This is a genomic window from Kitasatospora putterlickiae, assembly GCF_039527695.1.
Taxonomy (GTDB): domain Bacteria; phylum Actinomycetota; class Actinomycetes; order Streptomycetales; family Streptomycetaceae; genus Kitasatospora; species Kitasatospora putterlickiae.
On record NZ_BAAAKJ010000153.1, the window covers coordinates 16,714 to 24,856 of the forward strand.

The following is an 8,143-nucleotide window of genomic DNA, read 5'->3' on the forward strand; positions in this document are numbered from 1 at the left end:
GCGGCGGCTCGCGGGTTGCCGATTGGGCTTGCACTCGCCCACCCGGAGTGCTAATCATTGGCGTTAGCACTCAGAGGTTGAGAGTGATAAGCGGACCGGGTCGGTGAGGCCCCCGGGAGCGGTAGGGGAATGGACCCCCGCACACCAGGGCCGTCCGTCGCGGGCACCCCTTGGTCCGAGCAGTCGACCGTGTCCCGGAGGACCACTTCAGATGGCCAAGATCATCGCCTTTGATGAGGAAGCTCGCCGCGGCCTTGAGCGTGGCATGAACCAGCTCGCCGACGCCGTGAAGGTCACGCTCGGCCCCAAGGGTCGCAACGTCGTGCTGGAGAAGAAGTGGGGCGCCCCCACGATCACCAACGACGGTGTCTCCATCGCCAAGGAGATCGAGCTCGAGGACCCGTACGAGAAGATCGGCGCGGAGCTCGTCAAGGAGGTCGCCAAGAAGACCGACGACGTCGCGGGTGACGGCACCACCACCGCCACCGTGCTGGCCCAGGCGCTCGTCCGCGAGGGTCTGCGCAACGTCGCCGCCGGCGCCAACCCGATGGCCCTGAAGCGCGGCATCGAGAAGGCCGTCGCCGCCGTCTCCGACCAGCTGCTGGCCCAGGCCAAGGACGTGGAGACCAAGGAGCAGATCGCCTCCACCGCCTCCATCTCCGCCGCCGACACCCAGATCGGCGAGCTGATCGCCGAGGCCATGGACAAGGTCGGCAAGGAAGGCGTCATCACCGTCGAGGAGAGCAACACCTTCGGTCTGGAGCTTGAGCTCACCGAGGGCATGCGCTTCGACAAGGGCTACATCTCGGCCTACTTCGCCACCGACCTGGAGCGTATGGAGACCTCGTTCGAGGACCCCTACATCCTGATCGCCAACTCCAAGATCGGCTCGGTCAAGGACCTGCTGCCGCTGCTGGAGAAGGTCATGCAGAGCGGCAAGCCGCTCGTCATCATCGCCGAGGACGTCGAGGGCGAGGCCCTGTCGACCCTGGTCGTGAACAAGATCCGCGGCACCTTCAAGTCCGTCGCCGTCAAGGCCCCGGGCTTCGGCGACCGCCGCAAGGCCATGCTCCAGGACATCGCCATCCTCACCGGTGGCACCGTGATCTCCGAGGAGGTCGGCCTGAAGCTGGAGAACGCCGGCGTCGACCTGCTGGGCACCGCCCGCAAGGTGGTCATCACCAAGGACGAGACCACCATCGTCGACGGTGGCGGCGACAGCGAGCAGGTCGCGGGCCGCGTGAACCAGATCCGCGCCGAGATCGAGAACAGCGACTCGGACTACGACCGCGAGAAGCTCCAGGAGCGCCTCGCCAAGCTGGCCGGCGGCGTGGCCGTCATCAAGGCCGGCGCGGCCACCGAGGTGGAGCTCAAGGAGCGCAAGCACCGCATCGAGGACGCCGTCCGCAACGCCAAGGCCGCCGTCGAGGAGGGCATCGTCGCCGGTGGTGGCGTCGCCCTGCTGCAGGCCGGTGTCGCCTTCGACAAGCTGGAGCTGGACGGCGACGAGGCCACCGGTGCCAACATCGTCAAGGTCGCGCTGGAGGCCCCGATCAAGCAGATCGCGACCAACGCCGGCCTGGAGGGTGGCGTCGTGGTGGAGAAGGTGCGCAACCTCCCCGCCGGTCACGGCCTGAACGCCGCCACCAACGAGTACGTCGACCTGGTCGCCGAGGGCATCATCGACCCGGCCAAGGTCACCCGCTCCGCGCTGCAGAACGCCGCCTCCATCGCGGCGCTGTTCCTCACCACCGAGGCCGTCATCGCCGACAAGCCGGAGAAGGCCGCCGCGGCCGCCGGCGGCGGCATGCCGGGCGGTGACATGGACTTCTGATCCGCTGGTCGGATCGGCTGTTCCTCGCTCGCACGGGCGGTTCCCTCCGGGGGGCCGCCCGTGCGGCGTTCCCGGACCTTCCTGGGAGACTGGACGGATGGCTACGACAGACGACATCGAGACGGCGCTGCACACCGCGCGGGCGCTGATCCTGGCCGACCTGACCGCGCGGGACGCCGCCGACGCCGCCGTGGTGTCCCTGGTGGAGAAGGCCGTCGTGCACCGCCGCTGGTGGCTGGAGCAGTGGCCGGACGGCGCCGGGTTCGTGCTGGGCCTGCTCGCCCAGGACGTCCAGGACGCGTTGCTGGAGAGCCACGGGCGCTGGCCGCTGTGCGCGGACTGCGCGGCGGACGGGGACCCGCACGCGCTGGGCGTGGAGCCGGAGCTGGGGACGGACCCGCACTGGGTGTGCGGCAAGCGCGGCGCCGTGGTGGCGCCGGTGGGCGGGCTGTTCTAGGGGTCGACCGTGCCGTCGTCGCGCCTTCGGGTGCGGCGGCGGTTTTTTCGCGTCTACCGGAACCGATGGACGGCATATACAGTCTACCGACATATACAGTCCGTCTGAGCCTTCACGGCAGCGAGGGGGAGACCCATGTCCCAGCCAGATCCGACCCGGCCCGTCCTGGAACTGCGGGCGGTCACCCGGGTGCACGGCACGGGTGCGGCCGAGGTGCAGGCGCTGCGCGGCGTCGACCTGGCCGTCCGCCCGGGTGAGTTCGTCGCCGTCATGGGCCCCTCCGGCTCCGGCAAGTCCACCCTGCTCACGCTGGCCGGCGGGCTGGACCGGCCCAGCCGGGGACAGGTGCTGGTCGAGGGCGTCGAACTCGGCGCGCTCGGCCGGACCGGCCTGGCCGCCGTCCGGCGCCGCTCGATCGGCTACGTCTTCCAGGACTACAACCTGATACCGGCGCTGACCGCCGCCGAGAACATCGCGCTGCCCCGGGAACTGGACGGCGTCTCCGGACGCACCGCCCGCCGCGAGGCCCGGCACGCGCTGGGCGAGCTGGGCATCGCCGAGCTGGCCGACCGCTTCCCCGAGCAACTGTCCGGCGGCCAGCAGCAGCGCGTCGCGATCGCCCGCGCCCTGGTCGGCGACCGTCGGCTGGTCCTGGCCGACGAGCCCACCGGCGCCCTCGACTCCGCCACCGGCGAGGCGGTGCTGGCCGTGCTGCGCGCCCGGTGCGACGCGGGCGCCGCCGCCATGATGGTCACCCACGACGCCCGGCACGCCGTCTGGGCGGACCGGGTGGTCGTCCTGCGCGACGGTCTGGTGGTCGAGGAGACCGCCGGGCGGGACGCCGGCCGGCTGCTCTCCGTCGCCCCGGACGGGGGCCGGCGATGAAGCTCTCCGCCCTGCGCGTCGCCCTGCGGATCGCCCGCCGCGACGCCCTGCGCGCCAAGGGCCGCAGCGCCCTGGTCGCCGCCATGGTCGCGCTGCCGGTGCTCGGCGTGGCCGGCGCCGACGTCGTCCACCGCAGTGGACAGCTCACCCCCGGCGAGCGGGTCGAGCGGCTGATGGGCGGGGCCGACGCCCTGGTCACCGCCCACCGGCCGGGCCGCTCGGTCGACCAGGGGCCGTTCGCCGAGGACGGCGTGCAGGTGCTGCCGGAGAACCGGACCGATCCGGCCTCGGTGACGGCCGCCGCCGCGGCGGGGTCCCCCGCCGAGCTGGTCGCCGGGCTGCTGCCCGCGGGCGCGGTGCTGCTGCCGGCCACCCCCGGGCCGGCGGTCGGCACCTCCACCCGGGAGGGCCTGTTCACCACCGCGACCGCCGAGGCCGACCTCACCGACCGGGTCTGGCAGGGGCGGATCGACCTGGTCGAGGGCAAGGCGCCGAGCGCCCCGCACGAGGCGGCCGCCACCCGGGCCTTCCTCGCCGAGGCGGGCCTGCGGATCGGCGACTCCACCACGGTGAAGGGCCTCGACGCGGCGCCGTTCAAGCTGACCGCTGTGGTCGAGTACCCGGGCGACCTCCGCAAGGTCGAACTGGTGGCCCGGCCCGGCGAGCTGATCGCCCCGCTGGCCGCGGCCGCCCCGCCCGCCGCGGGCGGCTCGTCCGGGCTGACCGCGGCCGGGGCGGACGAGGCCCGCCCCGAGCGCTGGCTGGTGCGGATGCCCGGCGGCGCCGCCCTGGACTGGCCCGCCGTCCGGGCGCTCAACCGGCACGGCTTCACGGTGACCTCGCGCGCCGTCGCGCTCGACCCGCCGCCCGCCTCCGCCGTCACCTACGATCCCGACCTGTTCAGGCTCCCCGACGCGGACAAGCGGGTCGTCGTGCTGGCGACCGTCGTCGGGATGGCGCTGCTGGAGGTCGCCCTGCTGGCCGGCCCGGCCTTCGCGGTGGGCGCCCGGCGCTCGCGCCGCCAGCTCGCCCTGATCGGTGCGGCCGGCGGCAACCGGGGCCACGTCCGCGCGGTCGTGCTCGGCTCCGGACTGGTGCTCGGCACCGTCGGCGCGGCCGTCGGCCTGGTGACGGGCGTCGGCCTGGTCGCCGTGCTACGGACCCGGGCCGAGGAGGCCGGCGGCAGCCGCTTCGGGCACTTCGCGATCGCGCCGCTCGACCTGCTGGCCATCGCCGCCGTCGGTGTGGTCACCGCGCTGCTGGCCGCCGTGGTGCCGGCCGTGCAGGCCGCCCGCCGTGACGTGGTGGCCGGTCTCAGCGGCCGGGACACCGTCGGCACGCCGAGCCGCCGGCTCCCGCTGCTGGGCGGGCTCCTGGTCGTCGCGGGCGCGGGCCTGGCGCTCTACGGCGCCGGCAGTCCGGACGCCACCGGCTTGCCGGTGTTCAAGGGGCTCACCAGGAAGGCGCTCACCGTGCTCGCCGGGGCGGTCACCGCCGAACTCGGCTTCCTGCTCTTCACCCCGCTGCTGGTCGCGTCGTTCGGCAGGCTCGCCGGGCGGCTGCCGCTCGGCCCCCGGCTGGCCCTGCGCGACTCGGCCCGCCACCGCGGCCGCACCGCGCCCGCCGTGGCCGCGGTGATGGCCGCCGTCGCCGGAGCCGTCGCCGTCGGCGTCTACACCACCGGCACCGAGGCGCAGGACCGGGTCGCCTACCGCCCGACCGCCCCGATGGGCGCCGTCGTGGTCGAGGCCCCGATGAAGTCGGACGACCCGCGGCTGCCACGACTGCGCGCCGCCGTCGAGCGGGGCCTGCCGGACGCCGGCACCCGCGCCGACGTCCAGAACATGCTCTACGTCTTCTGCGAGGGCTGCTCCAGCGTGGTGCAGGTCAAGGGCACGGGCGGCCGGTTCCACGAGGGCGGCCCCGGCGGCCGCGCCCTGGTCGGCGACGCGACGGTGCTGCGCAACCTGTTCGGGGTGAACGACCGGGCCGCCGAGGAGGCGCTGGCCGCCGGCCGGGCGATCGTCTTCGACCGCGACCGCTCGCACGACGGCCGGGCGGTGCTCACCATGCTGGGCGCGGCCGGCGGCGGTCCGGTCCAGCCCGGGGAGACCCCCCAGACGGGCACCAAGGAGATCGCGGTCGACGCGCTCCTGGTCGACAACCCGGAGGCCGCCCGGTACGGGGGGCTGCTGATGAGCCCGGACGCGGTGCGCAAGGTCGGCCTCTCCGCCGAGTCGATCGGCTCGGTGTGGCGGCCCGCGCACCCGCCCACCCCCAAGGCGCAGCAGCGGGTGGAGGCCGACGTGGCCCAGGTCGCCCCGCACGCCCAGCTGCACGTGGAGCGCGGTTTCCAGCCGAAGGACGACGTGACCGGCCTCGCGCTCGCCGGTTTCGCGGTGGTGGTGGTGCTCGGCGCCGCGGCCGTCGCCACCGGACTGGCCGCCGCCGACTCCCGGAACGACCGGGCCACGCTGGCCGCGGTCGGCGCGCCGCCGCGGATCCACCGGGTGCAGGCCGGGCTGCAGAGCCTGCTGATCGCGGGGCTCGGCGCGGCGATCGGCACCGCCAGCGGGCTCGTACCCGCGGTGGCGCTGCTGCGTTCGCACGCGAGCGGGCGGATCGGTGTGCCGGCGGCCCCGTTCACCGCGCCGTGGGGGCTGCTGGTCACGATCACGGTGGTGCTGCCGGTGGTGGCGGGGCTGGGCGCCGCCGCGTTCACCCGGTCGCGGCTGCCGCTGGCGCGGCGGACGGGCTGACGCCGGGCGGTCCGGCCGCCGGCCGCGCGGGTCCGCCCGTGCTCAGCCGGCGGCCTCCAGCCCGGCGATCTCGGCGGCCAGGTTGGCCCGGGCGGCGGCGTCGAAACGGGCGTGCGCGGTGGGCGTGCGGTACAGCGCGGGGAGTGCGAGCAGCTGCCGGAGCACGGCCGCGCGCCCGGCGCGGAAGTCCGGCTCCGGCACGAAGGCGTACTCCTCCCGGACCGCCGCCGCGTACGCCGCGTAGGCCTGCGGCGGGCCGCCGAGCACGGCGAGGTCCGCGTCGCACAGCACCTCGCCGTCACGGTCGCCCGACTCGGGGTGGTGGGTGACGGTGAGCCGGACCAGCCGGGCGACCTCCTCGACCCGCGCCGCCGCCAGCCCCGCCGCGGTGAGCGCCCGGACGGCGAGGACGGCGCTGCGCTCCTCGTTCTCGGAGCGGTCCGGACGGTAGACGGCGTCGTGGAACCAGACGGCCAGCCGGACGGCGTCCGGGTCGTCGGCGTGGGCGGCGAGCGCGTCGACGTGGCCCAGCACCGCGCGCAGGTGGTCGGTGGTGTGGTACCGGCGCTGCGGCTCGGACCAGCGGCGCAGCAGCTCCCGTCCGGCCGGGGCGGGATCGCCGGCCGCGCCGCAGCGGTGCAGCAGGGCGGTCCAGTCGGCGAGCAGGTCCTCGGGGCATGGCGTGTCGGGCATGGGGGCCATTCTGCTGGGCCGCGCCGGAGCGGACCGGGATTCCACTGGACGTGATATGTCGATGAAAGGTATATGTAGCTTCATGACTGAACGGGCGATGCAAGAGCCGACACTGCTCCTGCTGACCGCACTGGCCGACGCCCCGCGGCACGGTTACGCGCTCATCCAGGAGATCACCGCGATCTCGGACGGCCGGGTCAAGATGCGCACCGGCACGCTGTACGGCGCGCTCGACCGGCTGCTCCAGCAGGGCCTCATCGAGGTCGCGGCCGAGGAGATCGTGGACGGCCGGGCCCGGCGCACCTACGCGCTCACCGAGGGCGGGCGCGGCGCCCTGGCCACCGAGGCGGAGCGGCTGCGCGCCGTCGCCGAGGAGGCCCAGCGCCGGCTGGCGGCCGTCCGACCGGCCGGTTTCCGTCCGGTTGGCGGCGGGGCCGCCACACTAGCGTTCACCAGGGTCAGGGGGGCTTACGCATGACGATCCAGACATTCCCCGGAGTGATGGGGGAGCCGGTGGCGCTCCGCGCCGCACTGATGCTCTACCCGGCCCGCTACCGGCGCGAGCGCGGGGACGAGCTGTCCGCGGTCTTCGCCGACAGCACGGCCGGGACCAGCCGGCTGGCCACCGCCCGGGAGGTGCTCGACCTGGGCGCCTACGGCCTGCGGATGCGCACCGGTCTGACCGCCTCCTCCGTCGTCGGGCAGCTGTTCGCGCTGGCCGCGCCGCTGGTCGCGGGTGCGGTCGCCGGGCTGTGCGCGGCCTACACGGTCGACCAGGTGGTGAATCCGGCCTGGGTCCCGGCGTGGACGCCGCCGGACCGGATCGGCGAGGTGCCGGCCTTCGTCTGGTTCCTCGGGCAGGCGCTGCTGCCGCTGCTGCTGGTCGCCGCCGTCCTGGCCGGTCGCCGGCGGGAGGCCCGGTACGCGGCGTTCGGCGTGGCCGGCGTCGGCGCCCTGGGCGTGCTGACCGCGGCCGTGCAGCACACCCCCTCGCTCTGGTGGTTCCTCGCGCGATCCGGTGAGTCGACCCCGCTGCTGCTGGCCGGCCTGCTGTTCGCCTTCGCCCCGCAGGAGCTGATGGAGGAGCGGCCGGACGCCCGTGGCCGGATCGCGGTGCTGGCCGCCGCGGCCGGCGGCGCTCTGATCCTGACCGCGGAGGGGTTCTACAGCTCCTTCGGCCTGCTCGACCGGGACGCGGCGGTGGCGCTGCTGCTGGTGCCGGCGGCCGCGCTGCTCTTCGCGGCGCGGGGGCGGCTGGCACCGGCCGCGATCGGCCTCGCGGCGCTGCCGATGACCCTCGGCTTCAACGTCTTCCGGACCTGGCAGTCGGTCGGCGGCATGTGGCGGATGGCCCCGCTGACGGTCGCGGTGGTGGTCGGGCTGGTGGCGACCGGGTGGATGCTGCGCCGGGCCGGTGACGGGCGGCGGACCGGTGCGGGCGCGGGAGGTGTCCGGAGCCTCGTCTGATCGGGGCGGGCCGGAGCGCCGCTGCTCCTCGAACGGCCGGACGAACGG

7 protein-coding genes are annotated in these 8,143 nt (G+C 74.9%); 6 read left to right on the forward strand and 1 reads right to left on the reverse strand.

The genetic code is table 11. The annotated features are described in order from the left end of the window. Positions 1-211: 211 nt before the first annotated feature. From groL to ABD308_RS16050, 4 genes are all read left to right on the forward strand, one after another. A complete protein-coding gene (gene groL, locus ABD308_RS16035; RefSeq protein ID WP_344334086.1) occupies positions 212-1,834 on the forward strand; it encodes a chaperonin GroEL in 1,623 nt (540 codons plus the stop codon). Between the two features lie 97 nt (positions 1,835-1,931). After that, positions 1,932-2,291, forward strand: a complete 360-nt coding sequence (locus ABD308_RS16040; RefSeq protein WP_344334088.1) for a hypothetical protein — start codon at positions 1,932-1,934, stop codon at positions 2,289-2,291. A 135-nt stretch (positions 2,292-2,426) separates the two neighbouring features. Further along, a complete protein-coding gene (locus tag ABD308_RS16045) occupies positions 2,427-3,176 on the forward strand; it encodes an ABC transporter ATP-binding protein (RefSeq protein ID WP_344334090.1) in 750 nt (249 codons plus the stop codon). Beyond that, positions 3,173-5,935, forward strand: a complete 2,763-nt coding sequence (locus ABD308_RS16050) for an FtsX-like permease family protein (protein WP_344334092.1) — start codon at positions 3,173-3,175, stop codon at positions 5,933-5,935. Before ABD308_RS16045 ends, ABD308_RS16050 begins: the two co-directional genes overlap by 4 nt. 42 nt (positions 5,936-5,977) lie before the next feature. On the opposite strand, the gene ABD308_RS16055 is transcribed toward ABD308_RS16050, so the two are convergent. Continuing rightward, positions 5,978-6,637 (reverse strand): HD domain-containing protein, encoded by a 660-nt coding sequence (locus ABD308_RS16055; protein ID WP_425554781.1) that lies wholly within the window; start codon positions 6,635-6,637, stop codon positions 5,978-5,980. A gap of 73 nt (positions 6,638-6,710) precedes the next feature. On the opposite strand from ABD308_RS16055, the gene ABD308_RS16060 reads away from it, so the two are divergent. Both ABD308_RS16060 and ABD308_RS16065 read left to right on the forward strand, forming a co-directional pair. Beyond that, on the forward strand, positions 6,711-7,106 hold the full coding sequence (locus ABD308_RS16060) for a PadR family transcriptional regulator (protein WP_344334095.1): 396 nt from the start codon (positions 6,711-6,713) through the stop codon (positions 7,104-7,106). Continuing rightward, complete coding sequence (locus ABD308_RS16065; RefSeq protein ID WP_344334096.1) at positions 7,103-8,095, forward strand: hypothetical protein; 993 nt, start codon at positions 7,103-7,105, stop codon at positions 8,093-8,095. The genes ABD308_RS16060 and ABD308_RS16065 overlap by 4 nt, the downstream gene beginning before the upstream one ends. The last annotated feature ends 48 nt before the right edge of the window (positions 8,096-8,143 follow it).

What these genes read in the sequence shown, in the direction of transcription:
- ABD308_RS16055 (WP_425554781.1), bottom strand. Translation starts at nt 6,637, where the DNA reads ATGGCCCCCATGCCCGACACGCCATGCCCCGAGGACCTGCTCGCCGAC.
- ABD308_RS16040 (WP_344334088.1), top strand. Translation starts at nt 1,932, where the DNA reads ATGGCTACGACAGACGACATCGAGACGGCGCTGCACACCGCGCGGGCG.
- groL (WP_344334086.1), top strand. Translation starts at nt 212, where the DNA reads ATGGCCAAGATCATCGCCTTTGATGAGGAAGCTCGCCGCGGCCTTGAG.
- ABD308_RS16065 (WP_344334096.1), top strand. Translation starts at nt 7,103, where the DNA reads ATGACGATCCAGACATTCCCCGGAGTGATGGGGGAGCCGGTGGCGCTC.
- ABD308_RS16050 (WP_344334092.1), top strand. Translation starts at nt 3,173, where the DNA reads ATGAAGCTCTCCGCCCTGCGCGTCGCCCTGCGGATCGCCCGCCGCGAC.
- ABD308_RS16060 (WP_344334095.1), top strand. Translation starts at nt 6,711, where the DNA reads ATGACTGAACGGGCGATGCAAGAGCCGACACTGCTCCTGCTGACCGCA.
- ABD308_RS16045 (WP_344334090.1), top strand. Translation starts at nt 2,427, where the DNA reads ATGTCCCAGCCAGATCCGACCCGGCCCGTCCTGGAACTGCGGGCGGTC.